Origin of the sequence: Methylobacterium jeotgali, assembly GCF_022179345.1 — a bacterium.
Classification (GTDB): Bacteria; Pseudomonadota; Alphaproteobacteria; order Rhizobiales; family Beijerinckiaceae; genus Methylobacterium; species Methylobacterium jeotgali.
Window position 1 is genome coordinate 67301 of sequence record NZ_BPQR01000011.1, and the last position, 23136, is coordinate 90436.

Annotated in this window: 21 protein-coding genes; 7 read left to right on the top strand and 14 right to left on the bottom strand. The window is 71.2% G+C overall.

All coding sequences use genetic code 11. The features are described 5' to 3' along the window. The first annotated feature begins 57 nt into the window (after positions 1 to 57). On the top strand, positions 58 to 1863 hold the full coding sequence (lepA, locus tag MFF04_RS03815) for a translation elongation factor 4 (protein ID WP_238274140.1): 1806 nt from the start codon (positions 58 to 60) through the stop codon (positions 1861 to 1863). Here lepA and MFF04_RS03820 read toward each other — a convergent pair. Genes MFF04_RS03820 through MFF04_RS03855 form a run of 8 tightly spaced genes read right to left on the bottom strand, consistent with a single transcriptional unit; the run spans position 1835 to position 9583 of the window. Beyond that, complete coding sequence (locus MFF04_RS03820) at positions 1835 to 2947, bottom strand: glycosyltransferase family 4 protein (RefSeq protein ID WP_238274141.1); 1113 nt, start codon at positions 2945 to 2947, stop codon at positions 1835 to 1837. The two genes, lepA and MFF04_RS03820, sit on opposite strands and share 29 nt — an antisense overlap. After that, a complete protein-coding gene (locus MFF04_RS03825; RefSeq protein ID WP_238274142.1) occupies positions 2944 to 3936 on the bottom strand; it encodes a glycosyltransferase family 2 protein in 993 nt (330 codons plus the stop codon). The genes MFF04_RS03820 and MFF04_RS03825 overlap by 4 nt, the downstream gene beginning before the upstream one ends. Then, entirely contained in the window at positions 3933 to 4667 is a 735-nt protein-coding gene (locus MFF04_RS03830) for a class I SAM-dependent methyltransferase (protein ID WP_238274143.1), read from the bottom strand. The genes MFF04_RS03825 and MFF04_RS03830 overlap by 4 nt, the downstream gene beginning before the upstream one ends. Continuing rightward, entirely contained in the window at positions 4657 to 5736 is a 1080-nt protein-coding gene (locus MFF04_RS03835) for a GNAT family N-acetyltransferase (RefSeq protein WP_238274144.1), read from the bottom strand. The genes MFF04_RS03830 and MFF04_RS03835 overlap by 11 nt, the downstream gene beginning before the upstream one ends. Beyond that, complete coding sequence (locus tag MFF04_RS03840; RefSeq protein ID WP_238274145.1) at positions 5733 to 6911, bottom strand: glycosyltransferase family 4 protein; 1179 nt, start codon at positions 6909 to 6911, stop codon at positions 5733 to 5735. Before MFF04_RS03840 ends, MFF04_RS03835 begins: the two co-directional genes overlap by 4 nt. A gap of 4 nt (positions 6912 to 6915) precedes the next feature. Further along, a complete protein-coding gene (locus tag MFF04_RS03845) occupies positions 6916 to 7821 on the bottom strand; it encodes a polysaccharide deacetylase family protein (RefSeq protein WP_238274146.1) in 906 nt (301 codons plus the stop codon). After that, positions 7818 to 8675: an XrtA system polysaccharide deacetylase gene (locus MFF04_RS03850; RefSeq protein WP_238274147.1), complete on the bottom strand. Its 858-nt coding sequence runs from the start codon at positions 8673 to 8675 to the stop codon at positions 7818 to 7820. Before MFF04_RS03850 ends, MFF04_RS03845 begins: the two co-directional genes overlap by 4 nt. Next, positions 8672 to 9583, bottom strand: a complete 912-nt coding sequence (locus MFF04_RS03855) for a class I SAM-dependent methyltransferase (RefSeq protein ID WP_238274148.1) — start codon at positions 9581 to 9583, stop codon at positions 8672 to 8674. The genes MFF04_RS03850 and MFF04_RS03855 overlap by 4 nt, the downstream gene beginning before the upstream one ends. A 158-nt stretch (positions 9584 to 9741) precedes the next feature. On the opposite strand from MFF04_RS03855, the gene MFF04_RS03860 reads away from it, so the two are divergent. Beyond that, on the top strand, positions 9742 to 9903 hold the full coding sequence (locus MFF04_RS03860; protein WP_238274149.1) for a hypothetical protein: 162 nt from the start codon (positions 9742 to 9744) through the stop codon (positions 9901 to 9903). Positions 9904 to 9907: 4 nt separating this feature from the next. Here the strand turns inward: MFF04_RS03860 and MFF04_RS03865 are convergent, their stop codons facing one another. Then, complete coding sequence (locus MFF04_RS03865; RefSeq protein ID WP_238274150.1) at positions 9908 to 11224, bottom strand: exopolysaccharide biosynthesis polyprenyl glycosylphosphotransferase; 1317 nt, start codon at positions 11222 to 11224, stop codon at positions 9908 to 9910. A 372-nt stretch (positions 11225 to 11596) separates the two neighbouring features. On the opposite strand from MFF04_RS03865, the gene MFF04_RS03870 reads away from it, so the two are divergent. Together MFF04_RS03870 and MFF04_RS03875 are read left to right on the top strand one after the other, a co-directional pair. Then, positions 11597 to 12550 carry a glycosyltransferase family 2 protein gene (locus MFF04_RS03870; protein WP_238274151.1) on the top strand — a complete coding sequence of 318 codons (954 nt, stop codon included), beginning with the start codon at positions 11597 to 11599 and terminating at the stop codon, positions 12548 to 12550. After that, a complete protein-coding gene (locus tag MFF04_RS03875) occupies positions 12547 to 13404 on the top strand; it encodes an FkbM family methyltransferase (RefSeq protein ID WP_238274152.1) in 858 nt (285 codons plus the stop codon). The genes MFF04_RS03870 and MFF04_RS03875 overlap by 4 nt, the downstream gene beginning before the upstream one ends. Before the next feature lie 11 nt (positions 13405 to 13415). Here the strand turns inward: MFF04_RS03875 and MFF04_RS03880 are convergent, their stop codons facing one another. Beyond that, positions 13416 to 14411, bottom strand: coding sequence for a hypothetical protein (locus MFF04_RS03880; RefSeq protein WP_238274153.1), 996 nt, complete (start codon positions 14409 to 14411; stop codon positions 13416 to 13418). 167 nt (positions 14412 to 14578) lie between these two features. Between MFF04_RS03880 and MFF04_RS03885 the strand changes: the two genes are divergently transcribed. Beyond that, entirely contained in the window at positions 14579 to 16093 is a 1515-nt protein-coding gene (locus MFF04_RS03885; RefSeq protein WP_238274154.1) for an O-antigen ligase family protein, read from the top strand. Then, positions 16090 to 17475 (top strand): GumC family protein, encoded by a 1386-nt coding sequence (locus MFF04_RS03890; RefSeq protein ID WP_238274155.1) that lies wholly within the window; start codon positions 16090 to 16092, stop codon positions 17473 to 17475. The genes MFF04_RS03885 and MFF04_RS03890 overlap by 4 nt, the downstream gene beginning before the upstream one ends. Positions 17476 to 17479: 4 nt before the next feature. Here MFF04_RS03890 and MFF04_RS03895 read toward each other — a convergent pair whose 3' ends face one another. The 3 genes from MFF04_RS03895 to MFF04_RS03905 form a co-directional block, all read right to left on the bottom strand. Further along, positions 17480 to 18871 (bottom strand): oligosaccharide flippase family protein, encoded by a 1392-nt coding sequence (locus tag MFF04_RS03895; protein WP_238274156.1) that lies wholly within the window; start codon positions 18869 to 18871, stop codon positions 17480 to 17482. Positions 18872 to 18977: 106 nt separating this feature from the next. Then, a complete protein-coding gene (locus MFF04_RS03900) occupies positions 18978 to 20378 on the bottom strand; it encodes a dicarboxylate/amino acid:cation symporter (protein ID WP_238274157.1) in 1401 nt (466 codons plus the stop codon). Between the two features lie 229 nt (positions 20379 to 20607). Next, complete coding sequence (locus tag MFF04_RS03905; RefSeq protein ID WP_238274158.1) at positions 20608 to 21600, bottom strand: CYTH domain-containing protein; 993 nt, start codon at positions 21598 to 21600, stop codon at positions 20608 to 20610. Between the two features lie 155 nt (positions 21601 to 21755). On the opposite strand from MFF04_RS03905, the gene MFF04_RS03910 reads away from it, so the two are divergent. Then, entirely contained in the window at positions 21756 to 22652 is an 897-nt protein-coding gene (locus tag MFF04_RS03910) for a dihydrodipicolinate synthase family protein (protein WP_238274159.1), read from the top strand. Positions 22653 to 22656: 4 nt separating this feature from the next. Here MFF04_RS03910 and msrB read toward each other — a convergent pair whose 3' ends face one another. Then, complete coding sequence (gene msrB / locus MFF04_RS03915) at positions 22657 to 23073, bottom strand: peptide-methionine (R)-S-oxide reductase MsrB (protein ID WP_238274160.1); 417 nt, start codon at positions 23071 to 23073, stop codon at positions 22657 to 22659. Between the last annotated feature and the right edge of the window lie 63 nt (positions 23074 to 23136).

The following is a 23136-nucleotide window of genomic DNA, read 5'->3' on the forward strand; positions in this document are numbered from 1 at the left end:
GTGACGCCGGCGCCGCCTCGACAGGCGCGCGGCCGGACGCGCCGGAGCCGAGACCCGATGACCACCTCGCCCATCGAGAACATCCGCAACTTCTCCATCGTCGCGCATATCGACCACGGCAAGTCGACGCTCGCCGACCGGCTGATCCAGGCCACCGGCACCGTGGCGCTGCGCGACATGAGCGAGCAGATGCTCGACTCCATGGACATCGAGAAGGAGCGCGGCATCACCATCAAGGCGAACACCGTCCGCCTCGAGTACAAGGCCGAGGACGGCAAGGACTATGTCCTCAACCTGATGGACACGCCCGGCCACGTCGACTTCGCCTACGAGGTCTCCCGGTCGCTCGCGGCCTGCGAGGGCTCGCTGCTGGTGGTCGACGCGAGCCAGGGCGTCGAGGCGCAGACGCTCGCCAACGTGTACCAGGCCCTCGACGCCAACCACGAGATCGTGCCCGTCCTCAACAAGGTCGACCTGCCGGCGGCCGAGCCCGAGCGGGTGAAGGAGCAGATCGAGGAGGTGATCGGCCTCGACGCCTCGAACGCGGTGCCGATCTCGGCGAAGACCGGTCTCAACATCGAGGCGGTTCTGGAGGCGATCGTCACCCGCCTGCCGCCGCCGAAGGGCGACCGCGACGCGCCGCTCAAGGCCCTCCTCGTCGACAGCTGGTACGACGTCTATCTCGGCGTCGTCGTGATGGTGCGCATCGTCGACGGCGTGCTCAAGAAGGGCATGACCATCCGCATGATGGGGGCGGATGCCGCCTACGGCGTCGACAAGATCGGCGTGTTCCGCCCGAAGATGGCCGACATCGGCGAGCTCGGCCCCGGCGAGGTCGGCTTCCTCACCGGCTCGATCAAGGAGGTCGCCGACACCCGCGTCGGCGACACCATCACCGAGGACAAGCGCCAGACCGCCTCGATGCTGCCGGGCTTCAAGGACGTGCAGGCGGTCGTCTTCTGCGGCCTGTTCCCCGTGGACGCCGCCGAGTTCGAGAACCTGCGCTCGGCCATGGGCAAGCTGCGCCTCAACGACGCGAGCTTCTCCTACGAGATGGAGACGAGCGCCGCGCTCGGCTTCGGCTTCCGCTGCGGCTTCCTCGGGCTCCTGCACCTCGAGATCATCCAGGAGCGGCTGGAGCGGGAGTTCAACCTCGACCTGATCTCGACGGCCCCCTCCGTGGTCTACCGCCTCCAGATGACGGATGGGACCACGAAGGAGCTGCACAACCCGGCCGACATGCCGGACGTGATGAAGATCGACACCATCGAGGAGCCCTGGATCCGGGCCACGATCCTGACGCCCGACGAGTATCTCGGCGGCGTGCTCAAGCTCTGTCAGGACCGGCGCGGCGTGCAGATCGACCTCAACTACGTCGGCAAGCGGGCCATGGTCGTCTACGACCTGCCGCTCAACGAGGTGGTGTTCGATTTCTACGACCGGCTGAAGTCGATATCGAAGGGCTACGCGAGCTTCGACTACCACGTCTCCGACTACCGCGAGGGCGACCTCGTGAAGATGTCGATCCTCGTCAACGCAGAGCCGGTCGACGCCCTCTCCATGCTCGTCCACCGCACCCGCGCCGAGAGCCGGGGGCGCGCCATGTGCGAGAAGCTGAAGGACCTCATCCCCCGCCACCTGTTCCAGATTCCGGTCCAGGCGGCGCTCGGCGGCAAGATCATCGCCCGCGAGACCATCCGCGCGCTGTCGAAGGACGTGACGGCCAAGTGCTACGGCGGCGACATCTCCCGCAAGCGCAAGCTCCTCGACAAGCAGAAGGAGGGCAAGAAGAAGATGCGCCAGTTCGGCCGCGTGGAGATCCCGCAGGAAGCCTTCATCGCCGCGCTGAAGATGGACGATTGAGCCCCTCGACGACTTCGCGCAGGGTCTCCGCCAGCACCGGCGCCACGGCCGCCAGGCTGTAGCGCTCTTCCACCACGCGGCGCCCCTCCGCTGCGAAGCGGGCGTGGAGCGCGGGGTCCTCGGCGAGGCGGGCGATGGCCTCGACCCACGCGTCCTCATTCGTGGCGAAGAAGCCGGAGCGGCCCTCCTCCACGATGTCGCGGTTGGCGCCGACCGGGCTGCACACCACCGGCACGCCGAGGCTCATGTACTCGATGAGCTTGAAGCCGCACTTGCCCTTGGCCTCCTCGTCGTCGGCGAGCGGCATCAGCCCCACGTCGAAGGCGCGGATGTCGTCGACCTCCGTGTCGAGGCGCCAGGGCGGGAAGCTCACGGGCAGGCCCTCGCAGGGGAAGGGCTCGGCGCCGATCAGGGTGAAGCGGATGCCGGGCACCCGCTCCTTCAGCCGCCGCATGGCGCCGATGAGCGGGTGCAGGTAGCTCGTGCCGCGCGGCGTGCCGATCCAGCCGACCGTGAAGGGCCCATCCGGGCGCGGCACCGGGGCGGGGCGGAACACCTCCGTGTCCACGACGGTCGGCAGCACCGTGACCCGGCCGGGGGCGTGCGCCTCGGCCCAGTCGGCGAGATAGTGGCTGCCGGCGAGGATATGGTCGGCGCGGGCGACGATGCGGGCGGTCTTGCCCCAGTCCCGCAGGCGGTCGAGGGGATTCCGGTAGGCGGTGGACGGCACGTAGATCGCGTCGTCGAAGTCGAAGATCAGCCGGCCGGACGCGGCCTTCAGCAGCGTCTCGAAGAAGGCCGGGCCGAAGGGAAATGCCTCGCGCAGCACGAACACGGCGTCGTAGCAGGTGGCGCGCAGCACGTCGCCGAGCCGGCGCAGGGTCGCCTTGAGCGTCAGCGCCACCTTCGCCGCTGTGCCGCCCGCGCCGTAGATGATCGGCGCCTCGGCGGAGGTCAGGAAGGGCCGGACCTCCGCGTCGATCCCGTGCGCGGCGAGAGTCGGCAGGAACTGGTAGACCCGGAACCGGCTCGACGGCCCCTCGATCGGATGGGGCACGATGAAGAGGACGCGCAGCCGCCTCACGGGGCTCGCTCCCAGCGCTTCGGCAGCAGCGGCATCAGCCGGGCGAGCGCGGCCGCGGCGCCGGGCGCAGGTTCCGGCGCCGCGCGGCGCTTGGCCAGCGTGGCAGGCAGCTCTCGCAGGGCCGCTGCGACGCCGGAGCCATAGGCGGAGAGGTTCGCCCGCAGCCAGGCCGGGCGGCCGGTGAGCAGCGACTTTGCCAGGACGGCGCCCTGCGAGGCGAGCGCCAGGGCGAGCACGCCGGGCACCATCCACAGGGGTAGGGTCTTGAGGATCAGCGCGAAGAGGTTGCGGGTCGTCAGGCGGATCGCGAAGGGGGAGGCCGGGCCGCCGCTGGTGGCGCTGCCGACATGGTAGACGATCGCCTCGGGCACCGCGAAGCATCGGTAGCCGGCGAGCCGCGCGCGGATGCCGAGGTCGACGTCCTCCATGTAGGCGAAGAAGTCCTCGTCGAAGAGCCCGATCGCGTCGAGCATCTCCCGCCGGTAGAGCGAGGCCGCCGCGCAGGCGCTGAGCACCTCGAAGGGCTCCCGGAACTGTCCGGTGTCACGGGAGCCGGCGCCGATCTTGTAGGAGAGGCCGAGCCGGCAGTAGCCGTCGCCGACCGAGTCGATCACCGTCCGGTCGGAAAAATCGAGGATCTTCGAGGCGAGGAAGCCGACCTCCGGCGGCTGCCGGTCGATCTCGGCCACCAGCGCCGCGAGCCACTCCGGATGCGCCTCGGTGTCGTTGTTGAGGGCGGCCACCAGCGGCTCCTCGCAGGCGCGGATGCCGATGTTCATCGCCGCCGCGAAGCCGAGGTTCGTCGGGTTCGCGACGACCTGCACCTCCGGGTAGCTCTCACGCAGCAGGGCGAGCGAGCCGTCGACCGAGCCGTTGTCGACGACGACGACGTGGAAGTCGCGAAACGTCTGGCGGCGGAGCGAATCGAGGCAGGGCCTCAGCCAGCGCTCGCCGTTCCAGTTCGGGATGACGACGGCGACCCTGGTCATGGGGACGTCTTCACCGGGCGCACCTTCACCGCGACGACCGCGAAGGTGTTGCAGAGCCGCGCCCCGTGCCAGAGCACGGCGTGGAACAGGCGCAGCAGGCGGCCGGACGCGCCGAACACCGGCCGCCACTCGGCCACCTCGAATCCATGCCTGCGGAGCGACGCCATCACGTCCTCCCGGCGGTAGCGGCGATAGGCCTTCTCCTTGCCGAGCATCCGCCAGAGCCGCCGGGTGCTCTCGTTCATGGCGTCGAGATAGACGAGGCCGCCGGGCTTCAGGGTCGGCGCGAAGCGCTCGAGCAGGTCGTCCAGGTCGAGCCCGGTCTCGTAGAGGACGTCGTGGATGACGATGGCGTCGAAGCTCTCCGGCCGGAAGCCGACGCTGAGCGCATCCGCCCGCAAGAAGGCGGTCTTGGTCAGGTGCCCGTCCGCCCGGAACACGGGGTAGAACGGCGCGAACTCGGCCGTGTAGTCGAAGGAGACGATCTGCTGGCCCTGCAGCGCCCGCACGAAGATCTCCGTGGCGAAGGGCCCGCAACCGATGTTGAGCACGGTCAGCCCCCGGCCCTTCAGGTGCCGATCGAGCAGGCCGGAGAGCGTGCGCAGCCGGTTGAGGTTGCCGAAGAAGTCGCTGAACGGCGTCCAGCCCTCCGGCAGGCGGCTGCGCAGATGCGCGACGTAGGTGTCCCGGTAGCCGAGATTGGCGAGATGTCCGGCGCGCTCAGACGACATCCATGTCGCCCCAGGTGACGTGCCAGTCGGTGACCGCCGGAACCGCACCGGCCAGCGGCAGCCCGACGAGCACGAAGGGCTTCGGGTTGAGGCGCTCCGGCACCTTCAGGAACCCGGCCTTGCGGAGCGCTCCTTCGAAGGCCGAGCCCGGTACGACCTGCGCGCCGAGGATGCCGACGCCTTCCTTGGCTGCGCGGCGGGCGAGGTCGGCGGCGAGCACGGCGAGGAGACCGGTGTCGGAGGGCGCGGCCCAGCCGTCCACGACGAGCAGGCTCTCAAGCCCCATGAGGCTGCGCGGGCTGGCGACGAGATAGGCGGCGATCTCGTCGCCCCGCTCGAAGGCGAGGATGCGGTAGCGGTAGGCCGGGTGGCTCGTGTAGCGCCAGGAGAGCGTGGCGGCGTCCCGCAGGAAGGCGGCGGGGGCGCGCTCCGCCTCGCGGTGCCAGAGGGCGTCGAAGCGGGCGTCAAACCCGTCGAGCTCCACGATCCGGCCGGGGGGCGCCTTCGGTGGGCGCTTCAGCAGGGAGAGGCCGGCGGCGAGCGCGCGTCCACCGAGATTGGCGAGGAACGGCGGCAGGCCGCCGGGTGGTCTCTCGGTGAAGCGCAGGCCGGGCAGCGGTCGCACCAGGAAGGACGGGCGCAGGATCGGCGTCCAGCCGAGGCGGTCGGAGGTGAGGAGCCGTACCGAGTTGGCGTTGGGGAAGTTGATGCCGAAGGCGTGGCCATCCTCGCGGCTCGTCTCCGCCCAGGCGGAGGCGAGTTTCACGGCGTAGCTGCCGGCGAGCCGGCCGCGGAAGGCCGGCGCCACCATGTAGTCGAGGCCATGGGCGACGCGAATCGTGTCCGTCCCGACGCGAAGCCTCCGAGGCGTGCCCCCGGCGAAGCCGATCAGCTCTCCGCCCTTGCGGATGAGGACGCCGCCGCCCCGCCCGGCCGGGTTGCGCTCGAACAGCCACGCGTAGAAGGCGGGCGTCCCATGGGGATGGCCGGCGCCCCAGACGGAGGCCCGCATCGACAGGATCTCCGCCTCGTCGCGGCCGGGAACGTAGCGGTCGATGCCGTCGCTCATCGTCTGCCCCGCTCCCGCAGCACCTCTTCGTAGAGGGCGAGCGTCCGCGCCACCATCGTCTCCGGCGAGAACGCCGTGCGCACCCGCTCGCGCCCGGCCTCGCCCATGCGGGCGCGCAGGTCCGGATCGTCGAGGAGTCGCAGCAGCGCCGCCGCCAGCGCGCCTGGATCGCGCGGCGGCACGACGAACCCGGTCTCGCCCTCTGTGACGAGTTCCGGCACGCCGCCGACCTCGGTCGCGACGACGGCCCGGCCCGCGGCCATGGCCTCGAGGATCGAGATCGGCAGGCCCTCGGAGACCGAGGGCAGCACGAAGAGATCGCAGGCGGCGAGACAGTCCGGCACGTCGGTCCGCTCGCCGGCGAAGACGATCGCCTCGCGCACGCCCAGCGCGGCGGCCTGCGCCTCCAGCTCGGTCAGCAGCGGGCCGGCGCCGACGACGACGAGCCGCGTCGCGGGATGTCGCGCGATCACGGCGGGCAGCGCCGCGACGAGACTGTCGAGACCCTTGAACCAGACGAGGCGGGCGACGCTGAGGAGCAGCGGGGCCTCGGACGCGATCCCGAACTCGCTCCTCAGCCGGTTGGCCTCGGAGGAGCGGCCCTCGAAGCCGGTGATCGCGAGGCCGTTGTGGATCGCCACCGTGCGGTCGGCGGGGAAGAGGCGGCCGTCCACAGCGCCGCAGCGCACACGCTCCGAGACGGTGATGACCCGGTCGATGGCGAGCGAGAACAGCGCCCGGTCGTAGGCCCAGAACAGGCCGCGCAGCAGCTTCCGGCGCAGCGCCAGGAAGCCGAGATTATGAGCGGTGTTGACGATCGCCGGCACCCGCGCGAGCCGCGCGGCGATCGTGCCTACCAGCGCCGCCTTGGACATGTGGGTGTGGACGACGTCGAAGCGCCGGTCCCGGAACAGACGCAGGCATCCGGCGAAGGCCCGCACGTCCCCGGCCGGGTGCAGGAGACGGCGGAAGTCGACATGCTCGACCCCGACGCCGGCCTCGGCCAGCGCGGCGGCGTTGCGGGTGTCGATGCTGCCGCAGACCACGGTGACCTCGTGGGAGGCGGCGAGCCCGCGCGCCAGCGTCAGCACGTGCTCGGGCACGCCGCCGACATCCATGCGCGTCACCACCTGAGCGATGCGCAGGCGCCGTCCGTTCTCGGCCCGTGCTGCCATCCCCTCAGGCCCTCGCCCGCACGAGGGGCATCATCATTCGGTTGACGGTCTGGAGGAGGCGCCGGAACCAGGCCGCCTCCTTGAAGGCGAGCCAGTCGAGGGCGCCGGCGAGCTTCATGCGGAATACGAAGGGGCTGTCGCTCGCCGAGACCTCCGTGCGCCGGAGCACCAGGGGCCGGCTGCCGACGGGATTCACGCCGGGCACCGTGGTGAAGGCGAGCGCGTAGCCGGCCTCCGCCGCCCGCGCCTCGACGGCTGCGTCGGTGTCGCCGCCGGGATAGGCGAAGGCGGTGACGGGCGTGCCGAGCATGGCTTCGAGGGCGCGGCGGGAGTCACTCAGCTCCCGGCGCTGCACCTCGGCCGGCACCTGCGTGAGGAGCGGATGGGTCATGGTGTGGGAGCCGATCTCGATCCCGTTCGCGATGAGGCGCGCAAGATCGCCCTCGCCCAGGAAACGGCCGAGGCCGGCCGGGTCGGCGTGCGGCCAGACCTCGCCGGTCTCGCGGCCGAGGAAGCCCGGCACCGCGAAGACCACCGCCGGGATGCCGTGGCGGGCGAGGATCGGAGCCGCGACCTCCCAATTGTCGGCGTAGCCGTCGTCGAAGGTGACGAGCACGGCCTTCCTGTCGAGGCGTGCGCGACCGCTCAGCATCGCCTCGAATTCGGCGAGCGTCACCCCCCGGAAGCCCTTGGCACGGAGATGGGCCATCTGCCGCTCGAAGGCCGCCGCGCCGACGCTGATCTCGCGGGAGACGGGCCCGAGCGCCGCGAAGGCGTGGTCGTTGACGCGGTGGTAGAAGAGCACCCGAAGTCCGGCCCGCTTCGGCAGCACGAGGCCGGGCAGCGCCAGCGCCGTCTTCAGCCAGCGCTTCAGGCCGATCCTGAACCGGGACAGCGCGACGCCGCTCACGCCCGGCTCCGGGCCGCGGCGAGCTCGCCCGCGTAGACCGCATCCATCCGCGACCAGGGGAAGTCCGCCAGCAGGCGCCGCAGCTTGCCTTCCATCCGGTCGAGGTTGACGTAGTGGCGGAAGCGCGAGCGCCCGCCGACATCGGCGCGGGGCTGGCCCGGATCGACCTCCCAGGGGTGGAAGTAGAAGTTCAGCGGCAGCCCCTCGCCACGGCTGACGCGCCCCAGCGCGAAGCGGAACAGAGCGTAGGGTAGGAGCCGGAAGTAGCCCCCTCCCCCCGCCGGCAGCCGGCGCCCGGCGAGCGTCGCCGTGGTGATCGGGATCTCGAGGAAGCCCGGCAGCGGCTCGAAGGGCGCGCGGGGAGCGTCCGGCACGCCGTAATGGTCGTGGCGGATCGGGTTGACGCTGGAGCTGTAGCGGAAGCCTTCCGCGGCGAGCGTCTCGAAGGCCCACCATGTGCTGCGGTCGATGGAGAAGTTCGCCGCCCGGTAGCCCTGCACCGCCTGCCCGCTCGCGTCCTCGACGGCGGCCTTGGCGGCGCGGATGTCGCGGGCGAAGACCTCCGGCGTCTGCTCGGTGACGCGGTAGTGTCGATCGCCGTGGCTCGCGACCTCGTGGCCGGCCTCGGCGATCGCCCGTACCAGGGCGGGATGCGCCCGCGCGACGCTGCCCAGGATGAAGAACGTGCCCGTGGCGCCGCCCGCCGCGAAGAGGTCGAGGATGCGCCGCGTCGCGTCCTCGACCCGCGAGGGCAGCTCGTCCCAGGCGGAGCGGGGATAGGCCGAGCCGAGCGCCGCGGCGTGGTAGTAGTCCTCCACGTCGACGGTGATGGCGTTACGGGGCGTGGCGCTCACGGCACGGGCTCAGGATGAAGGGCCGGCAGGCTGTAGCTCTCGTCCTTGCGCAGCACCAGGGTCGCGCTCGACACGTAGCGCAGCGCCATCGCCGCGAGCCCGTGCAGGGCGCCCGGCACCGCGTAGCGGTAGCGCGCCGGCTTGCCCGCCATCGCACGCAGCTTCGCCGTATAGTAGTGCGGCGTATAGCGGAACGTTGCGTGGAGCTTCGCCCGCTTCGCCTCGGCGATCAGCGTGGCCATGGTCCGGTAGTTCGTGAAGCGGACGAGGAAATCCGCGTGCGCTCGCGCGTAGCGGTCGAGGTCGGTCTCCGCCGCCGCGCGGAAGCGCCCGATGCCGAGGCGGTTCGACCAGCGGATCGCATCGGCGATCGCATCCGAGCCCCCGAACCAGTGGGCGAAGGGCACGTGCAGGTGCGGCTCCACCGCGACGTGGCCGAGCGGGAAAAGATGCACCGAGACCCCGCCCGGCCGCAGCACCCGCGCCGTCTCGGCGAAGAAGCGGCCGTGGTCGGCGACGTGCTCCAGCACCTGATTCGAGACCACGGCGTCGAGGGAGGCGTCGGCGTAGGGCCACGGGTCCCGCTCGGAGATCAGGGCCAGCCGCTCGCGCCAGGAGACGCCGGTGGCCGCGTCGAGATCGGCAATGGTGCGGTCGAAGTAGCCCGCCTGCTGCACGCCGTGGTCCCCGACGTCGAAGCCATGGAGATCGAGCTCGGCGCCCGGCCGCAGGATCGGCAGCGCGCGGGCGAGATAGCCGAGCAGCAGCCCGTCGCCGCATCCGGCATCGAGCAGCGAGAGCCGGCCGCCGGGCGAGCGTCCCGCAAGCTCGCTCTCGACCACGGCGAGGATGTGCTGATGCGTCAGGCTCAGCGCCGCCGGCATCGCATCGACTCGCGATGAAGGCACGAACGAAGTGTTCACCACGCAATTCATTCGTTCTCGAGCCATCGACAGGTGCGGCGCAGCAATCCGAGCGTGCTCTGCACTACAAGGCGCTATGCAACGGGGATGACCGCGGTACGTTAACTTGTTGGCAAGCTGCGCCCGCGACCGTGGGGGCCACGATGGAGGTCGAGGCCACGATGCAAGTCCCGCTCGTTTCAGGGTCGGCTGGTTTCCTGCCGCCGACCGCCGCTGACGATGCCTGGTCACGCCGCCGGGCTGCCGCTGCCATCATCGGTGCCTCCGTCGCCCTCTGGTCCGGCATCGTCTACCTGCTCGCCTGAGACCTCAGCGAGAACCTTCCGCCAGCAGCACGACCCGCACCGTCTGGACGAGGATGACGAGGTCGAGGATCACGCTGCCGTTCTTCAGGTAGTAGAGGTCGTAGGCGGTCTTCTGCTCGGCGTCGGCGAGGCTGGCGCCGTAGGGGTAGTTGATCTGCGCCCAGCCGGTGAGGCCCGGTGGCACGAGGTGCCGGTGCGCGTAGAGCGGGATCGCCGCCTCCAGCTCCGCCACGATCTGCGGCCGCTCGGGGCGGGGGCCGACGAGGCTCATGTCGCCGCGCAGGACGTTGAGGATCTGCGGCAGCTCGTCGATGCGCGACTTGCGCAGGAAGCGGCCGACCGCCGTCGTTCGGCGGTCCCCGGCGACGGCCCAGCGGGCCACGCCGTCGGCCTCCGCGTCGACGCGCATGGTACGGAACTTCATGATGCGGAAGCTCCGCCCGCCGAGCCCGACCCGCTCCTGCCGGTAGAACATCGGCCCGCGGTCGCAGAGCACCACCGCGAGCCCGGCGAGCAGCATCAGCGGCAGGGTCGTGAGCAGGATCGCGAGGCTCGCCGTCACGTCGAGGATGCGCTTGACGAGGCGGCTCGCCGCACCGCGCTGCGAGCCCTCGGAGAAGATCAGCCGGAGGGCCTCGCGGTCGTCGACCTCGATCTGCCGTGTCTCGCGCTCGACGAAGGTGCCGAGCGTCTCGACGCGGGCGCCGGCGAGCCGGGCGCGCAGGAGCACGTCGGCCAGCGCCCCCTCGGGCTCTCCGGCGATGTCGAGGACGATGGCGTCGATGCGCGAATCCCGGAAGGCGCAGGCGACGGCCTCGGCTCCGCCCTCCGCCGGGATGAAGCCGGCCTGGACGAAGCGCGCCGGGCGGGCCCGCGCCTCGATCTCGGCGAGCCGCCGCCCGGACCGGTCGTCGCCGATGAGCAGCACGCGGCTCTTGAAGGTCGGCGTCTCGGCGAGACGGCAGGTCACGAGCCGGTTGAGCACCAGCGCCGACACGCCGGCCAGGCTGAGCGCGGCGGCCGTGAGGTCGAACCGGTCGAGAAGGCCCACCTCGGAGGCGAGAGCCTGGAGGAGCACGGCGGCGGCGAACACGCTGACCGCACGGGTGGGCAGCCGATGCAGCCCCAGGAACGAGCGCTGGTAGAGCCCCATCGCGAAGGCGGGGATGACGATCGACCAGAGGAGGACTGCGGGCCCTGCCGCCGAGACCGGTCCGAAGCCGGTGGACTTCGCCGCCAGGACCACGGCGCTCACCGCGGCCACGTCGACCGCCGCGAGGAGCACGGCAAGGCGCGGCACTTCGACGTGATAGATACGCATCGCCCCGCCCCGCCCATCGCCTCGACCGCCGACGCTTCAGGCGCCTCGACGGTCGTGCCTTCCTACGCAGAGGAATGCCGCCCGGCAGTGCGGGGCGGCACGTCCGCGTTAACCAAGTCCGGTGCCTCGCATGGGCTTCGCGCCGAGCCTTCGGCAGCGTGCAACCTCGCGGACCCCGAACCAGACTTCACTGTGAGGCGCTTCTAGATTAACGATAACAGACTGTAAACACGCGCACGATGACTTGACTTAGCGTCTCACGACATCGCGCCTTGACAACTTCCAAGGATACGCACTCTGACTTCGCAGTTGAGGGCGCAGAGCGGCTAAGCTGACATCATACCGCCGCGAAGGTGAGAGCTTCGATCGACGATGCATGCGTTCGACGTCAGCGTCGTAATCCCGACCTACCGGCGCGCTGCGATCCTGCATCGCACGCTGATGCTCTATGGAGAGCAGCGGGCGGCGGGACGCTTCGAGATCATCGTCGTCGACGACGCCTCCGGCGACGGGACGCCGGTCATGCTCGGGGACATCGCGGGTTCGCTGCCCTATCCGCTCCGCTTCTTCGTCCAGGACGCCAACTGCGGCCCCTCCGCCGCGCGCAACCGTGCCCTGCGGGAGGCGCAGGGCCGGATACTGTTGATCGCGGGCGACGACATCCTGCCCGAGCCGAACCTGATCGCCGAGCACTCGGCGTGGCACGACTCGCGCCATCCCGAGGCGGCGGTCGCGGTGCTCGGCCGCATCCTCTGGGCCGAGCCGCCGGAGGTGACGCCGCTGATGCGCTGGCTGGAGACGAGCGGCAGCCAGTTCGGCTACGGCCGCATCCGGCACGGCGAGGCGGTCGATTACGGCTACTTCTACACGAGCAACGTCTCGCTCAAGCGCGATTTCCTCCGCGAGACCGGCCAGTTCCTCGACGAGCGCCTGCGCTTCTGCGAGGACTCCGAATGGGGTCAGCGGCTGTTCGCGCGGGGCCTGAGCCTGCGCTACAACGCCGAGGCGCTCGGCCGGCATCTCCACCCGATCACCCTGCCGGAATCGCTGCGGCGCATGGAGCAGGTCGGACGCGCAGTGCGGGCCCTGCGCAGCATCAACCCCGAGAACTTCGCCCGGCTCACCGGCGGCCTCCTGGAGCCCGGACGAGCCGGCAAGCTCGCGCTGCTGCGCCTCCTTCTTCACCCGGCCGTCGACGCCGCCGTCTACGCGCCGCTGGCGCGCCTGTGCGAGCGGCGGGTCGTCGCCGACAAGATCTACGCCGCGAGCCACGCCTCCCATCTCATGAGGGGCCTTCTCGCCGAGCCCGCGCCGGAGTCCCCGTGAGCCTGATCGAGAGCCTGCGCGAGCTGCGCGAACGCTCCGCCGAGGTGCCGCTGCACCGCCTGGGGGCGCGCATCCTGCTCTGGAAGGCCTATCGGATGGCGAGCGCCCGGCCGGTGGTGCCCCTCCACGGCCGCTCGCGGATGCGCCTCCAGGCGCGGCCCGGCGAACACGGCATCCGCGCCGGCATCTTCCTCCTGCGCGATGCCTACGAGCCCTCCGTGCGCCACGCCATCGACCGGTTCGTGAAGCCGGGCGACCGCTGCTACGACATCGGCGCGAACCTCGGCCTCTGGACGTTGCGCATGGCCGAGCGGGCCGGGCCAACGGGCCGCGTCGACGCCTTCGAGCCGGGGCCGGAGACAGCCGCCGCGCTCGCCGAGGCGCTAGAGCTGTCGGGGCATGCCAGCGCCCATGTCCACACCACGGCGCTCGGCGAGAGCGAGGGCCGCGCCACCCTCTACGTGCCCGACGATGTCGGCCGCGGCGCACTGGCCCCGGAGAGCGAGCGCGACGGCGCGGTGAGCGTCGGCGTGCGCCGCCTCGACGATGTCTGGGAAACGCAGGGGAAGCCGGCGGTCGCCTTCGTGAAGATGGATGTCGAGGGCGCCGAGCCCCTGGTGCTGCGCGGCGGCAGCGCCTTCCTCGCCGCGACGCGGCCGGTCGTGTGCTGCGAGATCAACCCGCCGAAGCTCGCCAACATGGGCTTCCGGGCCGGCGACGTGCTCGAACCTTTCGCCCGGCTCGGCTACGCGGCGCTGGCCTGGGATGCGCCCGCAGCGGCGCTGGTGCCGGTGGCGATGGAGGGCGACCCGGAGGCGGTGCGCGATCTCGTCCTTCTGCCGGACGCGCCTTGATACCGTGCGCCTCAGCGCGGCGGGGCGACCGCCTTCGAGACCGCGAGGATGTCGCCCCAGGCGGGCGACTCGGCCTTGGCGATGAAGCTCGTTCCCCAGAACACCACGATTTCCGCGCCGCCCGCCACGGCGGCATCCGTCATCGCGCGCAGCTCGGCCTTCGTCGGCGGGCGCACGATATCGAGGATCGGCGAGCCCTTCATGCCGGCGACCACCGCCGGGTCGTACTGGTCGGCGTAGGAGAAGCCCTGGAGCACCATGAAGCGGCGCTTGTCGGGCAGCTCGCGGGCGACCCAGTCGGCGTAGGCGCGCACCGTCTCGGCGGGTCCCGCCTGCGCCACGTCGAGGGCGGGAAGCGCGGTCTGCGCGAGCTCCTGCGGGATCGGATAGACGTCGAAGCCGACCATGTTCGCGAAGCGGCCATGCGCCTTGACCTCGTCGAGGTAGCGCTTGCGGCCGATTCGGGTCTGAAGCTCGGGCCGGTCCATCACCAGCGGCGCGTGGACCATCATCACCGGCAGGCTCGCGTCGATGGCCTTCACCCGCCTGTAGAGCGCCTCGGAGGCCGAGAGCTTCACCCCCTGGTGCGGCGGCTCGTCATAGGCGACGACTCCGGCGATCCCGTCGCGGCCGGTGCAGGCGATGAGCGCCCGCAGCGGGTCGGCCTCGCCGGCGGCCGGCATCGCGTCGGCCGGGTAGAGCAGGCCGCCCGGCGCCAGCAGGCGGATGCCGTGCCGGCGCATCGCCGCGAAGGCCGGGGCGTCGGGTTTGCAGGGCGGCACGAACTCGGTCTCGAAGCCGAGGCTCTTGGCCTCCGGCTGCTCGACATACTGGAAGGTCGGGAAGAAGGCGGTGACGCCGTTCGCCCTGAGATCGGCGAAGATGCGGTCCCAGTCCCGCGTCTGCGCGAGGTCGCGGGGCACGCCCGAGACGGCGACCACGGGCTCGGCCCGGGCGGCCGAGGGCAGCGCCAGCGCGCAGAGCAGGGCGAGGAGGCGCAGGCGCATTCGGTAGAGCCCCCGGATCAACGGCCGCGGCCTTGTATGCGATGCTGGCGGCGCTCGAGCGGCCGGCCACGACGGGCATCGGCGCGGCGGCGGGCCGCCTCCGCACGCCTTTCGGGGCCGGTTAGCATCACAGAAGCGGCCTGCGGGCAAGCGGGGAGAGCGAGAGGTTGAGTGCGCCGAGCGGCATCCTGGGCGGCGAGACGGCCTGGCGGCCGGCGGCGACCCTTGCCGCCGTCGCGGGCGCGGTGCTGCTCGGCGCGGCCTTCTCCTTCCAGCCGGTGCTGCCGGCGCTGATCCTCGCCGCCGGCCTCTACGTCGTGCTGTGCTTCGTCTCTCCGCCCTGGGCGCTGGCGCTCTACGCCTTCGTGCAGCTCGCCGTGCCGCTCTACGTGCGCCCGCCGCCGATCGGTCCGCTGCCGCCGCCGCCGGTGGCGCTGACCATGCTGCTGACGCTCCTCGGCTGCCTGATCTTGAAGGCCATGGCCGCGCCGCACCCGGCGAGCCGACCGGGCCTTCTCGACAGGCCGGCCCTGCGGCCCTTCCTCGCCTTCGCCTTCGTCGCGGCCCTGTCGCTGATCGATCCGGGCACGGGCTCGGAAGGCATCAACATGTGGCTGAAGGCCTTCGCCTTTCCGCTCGCCACCTTCGTCGCCATCACGGTGATCGTGCGCGAGCGGGCGGACGTGGAGCGGGTGCTTGCCGCGCTTCTCGCCGCGGCCGTCGCGATCTCGCTCTACGCAATCTACGAGTTCCGGGTCGGCGAGAACTGGCTCCTCCAGAACATCCTCATCCCGCAGGGCAAGGAGGACTGGTCGACCTTCTACTTCACCGGCGACCAGCTCGGGGCGGACATCGCCTACCGGAGCTTCAGCGTCTTCAGCCAGCCGATCGAGTTCGCGACCTGCGTGGGCATGGTCTACCCCTACGCGGTCGTCCGTTTCGGCACGGCTCCGGGCTGGCGGCGGCGCCTCGTCTACGGCGCGGCCGCCGCGATCTGCCTCGTCGGCCTCGCCACGAGCTTTTCCCGCACGGCGACGGGAGCGGCGCTGCTGGCGACGGTGATCGCCGGCCTGACCGTGCCCGCGCTCCGCCGCTGGCTTGCGACCGGCGCGATCGGCCTGGCGCTCGGCGGCCTGCTCGCCTGGCCCTGGCTCGGAGCCCGCGTCTCGGAGCGGCTCAACGACATGGACAACGTGACGCTCCGCCAGAAGCTCTGGGAGACCGCCGCCTCCCTGTTCCGCGACCATCCGCTCCTCGGCGTCGGCTTCGGCAACTTCCCCGAATATTATCTCGACGCCATGCGTGCCCACCGGATCGGCCCAGTGAACGAGTTCGGCGCCGATGCCGTCGAGCGCATCCGCGTGGCCGAGAGCTTCTACCTCCAGCTCGCCGCCGAGACCGGCATCGTCGGAATCGTCGCCTTCGCCGTCTTCCTCGTGGCGCTGGCGCGGGTGATGCTCCGCGTGGCGCGGGCACCCTACCCGGACACCTCGGCGCTCGGGGTCTCGGTGCTGCTCGGGACCCTCGTCTACCTCCTCAACGCCGCCACCGTGACGGCCTACACGCATTTCTCGAGCACGCTGCTGCTGTTCGGGTTCCTGTTCCCACTGGCGATCATTCTCGATCGCCCACGCCAGCCTTCCGTCGAGCGCGGCGCCGACCGCGCGGAGTATCCTCGATGAGTCTCGTCTCCGGCACGCTGGCGGCGCTGCGCCGCCGCCCGTTCCTCGCCTTTCTCGTCTTCGCCGGCTTCTTCGGCGCGGCGATGGCCGGGATCTACCTGAAGAAGCCCGCCTACGAGTCGGTCGGCAAGCTCCTCGTCAACTTCGAGGGGCGCGGCGTGTCGCTGTCGCGGGCGGACGTGCAGTACAACAGCACCCAGCTCCAGGCGGTCGAGGCGGTGACCTCGCAATCCGAGATCCTGCGCTCCCACGACCTCGTGGTGGCGGTGGTGGACAAGCTCGGCATGGACGCCTTCCGTGATCCCGAGCCGAGCTCGGCGTTGATGCAGGCCATCGCCGGCACGATCCGCACCGTGAGCGAGGCGATCAACGGCGTGCTGGTCTCGGCGCGGCTCGTCGAGCCGGTCGATCCCCGCGAGGCTCTGATCGAGGCGGTGGAGAAGTCGCTCCAGGTCTACCCCGTGCGCCAGACGCAGGTGATCTCGGTGGCCTTCCGCTGGCGCAACCCGCGGGTGCCACCGCTGGTTCTCGACGCGCTGATCGAGCTGTTCCAGGCCAAGGTCGGCGAGCTGAACGGATTGTCGGACGGCTACGACCTCTTCGTCGAGCAGTCGAAGCGCGCCCGCGACGAGCTCGACAAGGCCGAGCGTGACATGAGCGCGCTCGGCCAGCGCTACAAGATCGTCGACCTCAAGCGCGAGAAGACCTTCCTCCTCGACCGCATCGAGAAGCTCGGGCCCGTGGCCGACATCGCTGCCGCGAACGGCGCCGACACGGCGCTCGACGGCACCGGCGCCGGCCAGGGCGATTCCACCATCGTCGGCGGGCAGATCTCGGCGCTCCAGGCGCAGCTCAACACGATGCGCGTCGACCGCGCCCGCCTCCTCGTCTCCGTGACGCCCGACAGCCGCGAGGTGCGCGAGCTCGACCGGCAGATCGCCACCGTCGAGGCGGCGCTCGCGCGGGAGAGCCGGATCGTGCGCGAGACGCTCGCCGCCTATCGCGAGCGGCTGCGCACGCTCCAGGGCGTCGAGAGCGACTTCAACCGCGCCGGCCGCAATCTCGAGATCGCCTCGGAGGCCTATCAGACCTACCGCAAGGCCTCCGAGGACCGTCGGGTGATGAAGGCGCAGGAGGTGAAGATCCGCATCCAGGTCATTGACCCGCCGACCCGGCCGGTGCTGCCGACGGGGCCCAGCCGGCTGATCCTGGCGCTCGCGGCGCTGGTGGCCGCCCTCGCCCTGATCCCGGCCTTCGGCCTGCTGCTGTGGTGGCTGGAGGAGCGGCGGATGGCCGCCCGCTTCCCCGGCCTCCACGAGACGGGCGGTCGCCCGCTCCGGCCGCAGCTCGCCGCGGAGGGCGGCTCGGGACGGCTGCGCTAGGACGTCAGGCCGGCGCGGTTTCCCGGTAGGCCGGCAGCGGCAGGCCGAGCGCCACGATCCCGCCGATCGCCGCGAAGGCGATCAGCGCGGCGACGGGCTGGCCGAGGAGCGCCAGCCCGAGGAGTACGGCGCCGGCCGCGAGCGGCGGCAGGATCGCCTGCCCGAGCCGCGCCCCGCGCATGAACCAGCGCCAGACGCAGAGCGTCGAGGCGATGCCGGAAACGACGTTGATCGCGAGGAAGGCCAGCGCCGCGCCGTCGGTGCCGAGCTGCGAGACCAGGGTCGCGCTGATGCCGACCTGAAGCGCCAGCAGCCCGGCGACGAGGGCGAGCGTACCCCGCTGCCGGTCCGAGCCGAGCAGCAGGCCGATGTTGAGGCAGTGCGCCGCCGCGAAGGGGAAGGCGGCGAACATCACGCGCAGCAGCTCCTCGAGCCCGGCGTAGCGGCCGCCGACGAGGCCGTTCGTGACCGGCCCGACCACAAGCCCGGCGACGAGCGCGCCGGGGATCGCGGCGAGCAGGCCGAAGCGCAGCACGCGCAGGTAGAGGCTCGCGAGCTCCTCGCCCGTGCCGGCATGGTGGCGGGCGAAGGTCGGCGCGACGACGATGCCCAGCGTGACGGGCGCGAGCAGCGCCGCCTCCATCAGCTTCAGGGCGATGCTGTAGGCGCCGAGATCGGCGCCGGCCGCGAACCAGCCGAGCACCAGAAGCTCGACGCGGGTCGAGAGGATCGAGAGGATCGCCATCGCTCCGTAGGCCGCCGACTGGACGAGGCACGCGCGCCAGAAGGAAGGCGCCACGGTCGGGCTCAGGACGATCCCGGCGCGGCGGAGCCCGACGAACACGATGGCGCAGTAGGCGCCGTTGGTGAGGATCGCCGTGCCGGCGATGGCGAGCGCGCCGCCTCCGGCGCCCAGGACGAGAAATCCTGTGGCGGCCTGGAGCAGGCTCAGGGTGAGATGAGCCAGGGAGACGAAGCCGAAGCGCTGGCGCACGTGCAGGGCGCTCTCGAAGAGCATCGAGCTGCCGGTGAAGACGAGACCGAGCCCGGACAGCGCGATCATCGCCGTGACCTCGGCGGGATATCCGCCGAACCAGGCGAAGGCGACACTGCCGGCGTAGCAGAGCGCGGCGGTGAGCGCCTTCAAGACCGAAAGCGCGCTCAGGTAGCGCGACGCGGCCTCGGGATCGCGCGACATCTCCCGCAGGGCGAGCCGCGACAGGCCGAGATCGGCGCAGGTATCGGCGATGACGAGGACCGAGAGGGCGAGGTTGAGATGCCCGAAGGCGTCCGGCACCAGCGTCCGCGCCAGGACGAGCAGGTAGCCGAAGTTGATCAGCCGGGCGAGGAGCTGCGCGCCGTAGAAGGCGGTGGTGTTGGCAAGGAGGCGTCGCATCGGCGGCCGGGCTTCACGCGGCGCGCCCCGCCAGTGCGAAGGGCCGCGCCGCCGCTCCTAGCGCAAGGATCGGCGCGCGCGAAGGCCGGACGAGCGCGTAGCCGGGCTACTCCGCCGGCGCGACCTTGCCGGGCGCGGCCCCAGCCGCGGGCTCGTCCAGGGGGGCCGGCGGCGCGTCGGAGATCTGCGTGCCGATCGCGACCGGGTGCGCCATCACCTGGTTGAGCTTGTCCTTGTCGAGCTCGCCCTCCCAGCGGCTGACCACGACGCAGGCGACGCCGTTGCCGACGAGGTTCGTCAGCGCCCGGCACTCGGACATGAACTTGTCGATGCCCAGCACCAGCGTCATCGCCGCGACGGGCACCGGGTTGTTGGGGATGGCGGCGAGCGTCGCGGCCAGCGTGATGAAGCCGGCACCGGTGACGCCCGAGGCGCCCTTCGAGGTCAGCATCGCGACGAGGATGATGGTGGCGTACTGCCCGATGGTGAGATCGGCACCGACCGCCTGGGCCAGGAACAGGGTCGCCAGCGTCATGTAGATGTTGGTGCCGTCGAGGTTGAACGAGTAGCCGGTCGGCACCACGAGGCCGACGACGGAGTCCGAGGCGCCGAGGCGGCGCATCTTGGCCATGATGTGCGGCAGCACCGTCTCGGAGGACGAGGTGCCGAGCACGATGAGCAACTCGTCCTTGATGTAGGCCAGGAACCGGAAGATCGAGAATCCGGAGAAGCGCGCGATGGTGCCGAGCACCACGATCACGAACAGCAGCGCCGTGACGTAGAAGGTGCCCACCAGCCAGGCGAGGTCCACGACCTTGCCGATGCCGTACTGCCCGATGGTGAAGGCCATCGCGCCGAAGGCGCCGATGGGCGCGAGCTTCACGATGAGGCCGATGATCCGGAAGAAGATCTGCCCGGCGGTGTCGATGGCGTGGGAGACGCCGGCCGCCCGCTCGCCCAGACCGGTGACGACGACGCCGGTGAGGATCGAGATCAGGAGCACCTGGAGCAGGTCGCCGGTGGCGAAGGCGTCGAAGAAGCTCTTCGGGATCAGCCCCAGGATGTGCGCCACGGTCGAATCCGCGGCGGCCTTGCTGGCGTAGCCTTCCACCGCCTTGGCGTCGAGCTTGGAGACGTCGGCGTTGAAGCCGGCGCCGGGCTGGATGATCTCGCCGACGAGGATGCCGATCAGCAGCGCCAGCGTCGAGACGACCTCGAAGTAGATCAGCGCCTTGAGGCCGACGCGGCCGACCTTCTTGAGGTCGCCGATCGAGGCGATGCCGTGGACGATGGTGCAGAAGATGATCGGCGCGATCATCATCTTGATGAGCGCGATGAAGGCGTCGCCGAGCCATTTCACCGACTTGCCGGCCTCGGGATAGAAGTAGCCGAGGGCGACGCCGAGGACGATGGCGATCAGGACCTGGATGTAGAGGACCTTGTACCAGGGCTCTTGGGCGGGAGGAGCGCCGTGGGCGGCCTCGGCCGGAATCGTTGCCTGCGCCATCGTCTCTGATCCCTGCGCTCGCGGCGCGGCCTCCCGTTATCGGTCGACGCTAGCGAGTTTGGCGAGCACGCTCAACGCACCTGTCCTATTCCAGCGGCACGAAGCGGTGACAAACGTTCCGATCCGCCGTTGCCGCGATGCGACGCTTCTCGCGGCCGCCAAACGGAAACGCCCGCTCTCGCGAGCGGGCGTCCGGGGTCCAAACACGGGCGTGAAGCCGGGGATCGTCTCAGTTCGGGGTGAGGTTGCGGCGCGGACGCACCGTCCAGCGCTCGAAGGAGGCGCCGGGGTCCTCCTCGGCCTTGGCGGCCGGCGCCGGAGCGGCGGGCTGGATCGCGGCGCCGAGCGCCTGGGAGAGGCTCTCGAAGACGTCGTCCATGCGGGCATCCGCGTCCTTGGCGGGCTTCGCCTCCGGCTGCGGCGCGGGCGCCTCGGCGGGCTTGGCCTCGGGAGCCTTGCTCTCCGCCGGCTTCGGCTCCGGCGGCTTCTCCGGTGCCTTGGGCTCCGGTGCCGGTGGCTCGGGGGCCTTCGCCTGCGGCAGAACCTCAGGCTCCGGCGGCTCGACGGGCGCCGCGACGGGTGCCGTGGCGGCGGCCGGCTGCGCGGCCGGGCCGGCCATGCGGCGCAGGGCGGCGGACGGGTCCTCGTCTCGGGAGCCCGTCTCGGGAGCCCGTGATCCGCCGAAGCGGCCGAAGCCGAAGCGGGGCTCGATGAGGTCGAGCACGGCGTCGAGGGCGGCGTTGGTCAGCCCGACCTCGCCGGCCTGCGGAGCACCCTGCAGGGCGACGGTGTGCCGGTCGTAGGCGTTGTCCGAGGAGACCTCGCGGCCGAACCACAGGGGTGGCGAGAAGCCGGTCGCCTCGTTCTCGGCGTCGAACGCGACCGAGACGATGTCGAGGGGCGCTGGGGCCACATAGCGGTCGATCAGGGCCTCGCGGCCGCCGACCTGCACGGCGGTGCGCTCGTAGGAGGCCTTGCCCGAGCAGACGTCGAGCAGCGCGTCGCCATGGGCGCGCGGCACCTCGGTCCGCTCCTCGACGCTCTTGCCGTCGGCGCCGGGAGCCACGAGCACGAGATGGCAGACCTGACCGTCGACGCGCACGAAAGAGGTGCGGCCCGATTGCGGCGCGAAGTAACCCTCGGTGATGCGGGTGCTGCCGCGCTCCTTGCGGATCAGACGCACAAGGGATGGCGCTACGAGAAACCGTCGAACGACGCTCATACTCAACCTCCGTCGACCTTCGACAGCCTGCGGCGGCCGGTCGCGACTACCTCAGATAGCCTTAGGGACTACGGCAAACCGTGCCGAAATCAAGGCCGTCCCGCCATGGGCGCACATGGATTGACGCCTCGGCGGGCGATCCGCATCGTGCGTGGATGCCGCCGCGCCTGACCGGACTCTCCGCCTTCCCGATCACGCCGGCCTCGCCGGAGGGCACGGTCGACGCGCCCACCCTGCGCCGGCTCGTCGCCCGGCTCGCGGCGGCTCCCGTGGACTCGATCGGCCTGCTCGGCAGCACCGGCACCTACGCCTACCTCGCCCGCCAGGAGCGCCTTCGCGCGCTGGAGGCCGCGGTCGAGGAAGTGGCCGGACGGGTTCCGATCCTCGTCGGCGTCGGGGCGCTCCGCACCGACGAGGCGATCGCGCTCGCCCGCGACGCGAATGCGGCGGGGGCGTCGGCGGGGCTCCTCGCGGCAGTCTCCTACACGCCGCTGACGGAGGACGAGGTCTTCGACCATTTCGTCGCCGTCGCGGAGGGAAGCGGGCTGCCGCTCTGCATCTACGACAATCCCGGCACCACGCATTTCCGCTTCACGCCGGCCCTCGTCGGCCGCTTGAGCCGGGTGCCGGGCATCGTCGCCCTGAAGTCGCCCTCGCCGGCGCCGAGCGAGGCGGCGGCGCATCTCGACACCCTCCGCCGGGCGGTGCCGGACGGCTTCCCCCTCGGCTACAGCGTCGACTGGCACGCGGCCGAGGCCCTGATCGCCGGCGGCGACGCCTGGTACGGCGTCGCCGCCGGCCTGTTTCCCGACTCCTGCGCCGAGATCGTCGCTGCGGCGCGGTCCGGCCGCGCCGATGAGGCGCGGCGGTTGAATGGGCGGCTCGAACCGCTCTGGGCGCTGTTCCGGGAGTTCTCGAGCCTTCGGGTGATCTACGCGGCGGCTGAGGCGCTCGGTCTCTGCGCGACGGCGCCGCCGCGCCCGATCCAGCCGCTTTCCGTCGAGACACGGCGCAGGGTCGTCGCCACGCTTCGGGAGATCGGGCTCGCTTGAGGCCTCAAGCCTCTTCGGAGGGCTCGAAGGTCAGCGCGATGCCGTTCATGCAGTAGCGCAGGCCGGTGGGCGGCGGACCGTCGTCGAAGACGTGTCCGAGATGGCCCTTGCAGCGGGCGCAGTGGACCTCGGTGCGCACCATCCAATGGCTGCGGTCGCTCTGCGTCTCCACGGCACCGTCGAGGGGCTCGAAGAAGCTCGGCCAGCCGGTGCCGGACTCGAACTTCGTGCCCGTGGCGAAGAGCGGCGTGCCGCAGCCGGCGCAGTGGAAGGTGCCGGGGCGCTTCTCCGGCAGGAGGCAGCTGGTGCCGGCCCACTCCGTGCCGTGCTCGCGCAGCACGTGGTACTGCTCCGGCGTGAGAATGGCGCGCCACTCCTCCTCGGTGCGGGTCTCGGGCGCGCTGACTTCGCGGACGCTCATCGATCGTCTCCCCTATCGTGTTGTTATCATATGGGGTTCCGCGCCCTCGTCGGCGAGAGGAGC

Coding starts and splice junctions, on each gene's coding strand:
- lepA (WP_238274140.1), top strand. CDS start 58: ATGACCACCTCGCCCATCGAGAACATCCGCAACTTCTCCATCGTCGCG.
- MFF04_RS03825 (WP_238274142.1), bottom strand. CDS start 3,936: ATGACCAGGGTCGCCGTCGTCATCCCGAACTGGAACGGCGAGCGCTGG.
- MFF04_RS03830 (WP_238274143.1), bottom strand. CDS start 4,667: ATGTCGTCTGAGCGCGCCGGACATCTCGCCAATCTCGGCTACCGGGAC.
- MFF04_RS03835 (WP_238274144.1), bottom strand. CDS start 5,736: ATGAGCGACGGCATCGACCGCTACGTTCCCGGCCGCGACGAGGCGGAG.
- MFF04_RS03840 (WP_238274145.1), bottom strand. CDS start 6,911: ATGGCAGCACGGGCCGAGAACGGACGGCGCCTGCGCATCGCTCAGGTG.
- MFF04_RS03860 (WP_238274149.1), top strand. CDS start 9,742: ATGGAGGTCGAGGCCACGATGCAAGTCCCGCTCGTTTCAGGGTCGGCT.
- MFF04_RS03865 (WP_238274150.1), bottom strand. CDS start 11,224: ATGCGTATCTATCACGTCGAAGTGCCGCGCCTTGCCGTGCTCCTCGCG.
- MFF04_RS03870 (WP_238274151.1), top strand. CDS start 11,597: ATGCATGCGTTCGACGTCAGCGTCGTAATCCCGACCTACCGGCGCGCT.
- MFF04_RS03880 (WP_238274153.1), bottom strand. CDS start 14,411: ATGCGCCTGCGCCTCCTCGCCCTGCTCTGCGCGCTGGCGCTGCCCTCG.
- MFF04_RS03890 (WP_238274155.1), top strand. CDS start 16,090: ATGAGTCTCGTCTCCGGCACGCTGGCGGCGCTGCGCCGCCGCCCGTTC.
- MFF04_RS03895 (WP_238274156.1), bottom strand. CDS start 18,871: ATGCGACGCCTCCTTGCCAACACCACCGCCTTCTACGGCGCGCAGCTC.
- MFF04_RS03900 (WP_238274157.1), bottom strand. CDS start 20,378: ATGGCGCAGGCAACGATTCCGGCCGAGGCCGCCCACGGCGCTCCTCCC.
- MFF04_RS03905 (WP_238274158.1), bottom strand. CDS start 21,600: ATGAGCGTCGTTCGACGGTTTCTCGTAGCGCCATCCCTTGTGCGTCTG.
- MFF04_RS03910 (WP_238274159.1), top strand. CDS start 21,756: ATGCCGCCGCGCCTGACCGGACTCTCCGCCTTCCCGATCACGCCGGCC.
- msrB (WP_238274160.1), bottom strand. CDS start 23,073: ATGAGCGTCCGCGAAGTCAGCGCGCCCGAGACCCGCACCGAGGAGGAG.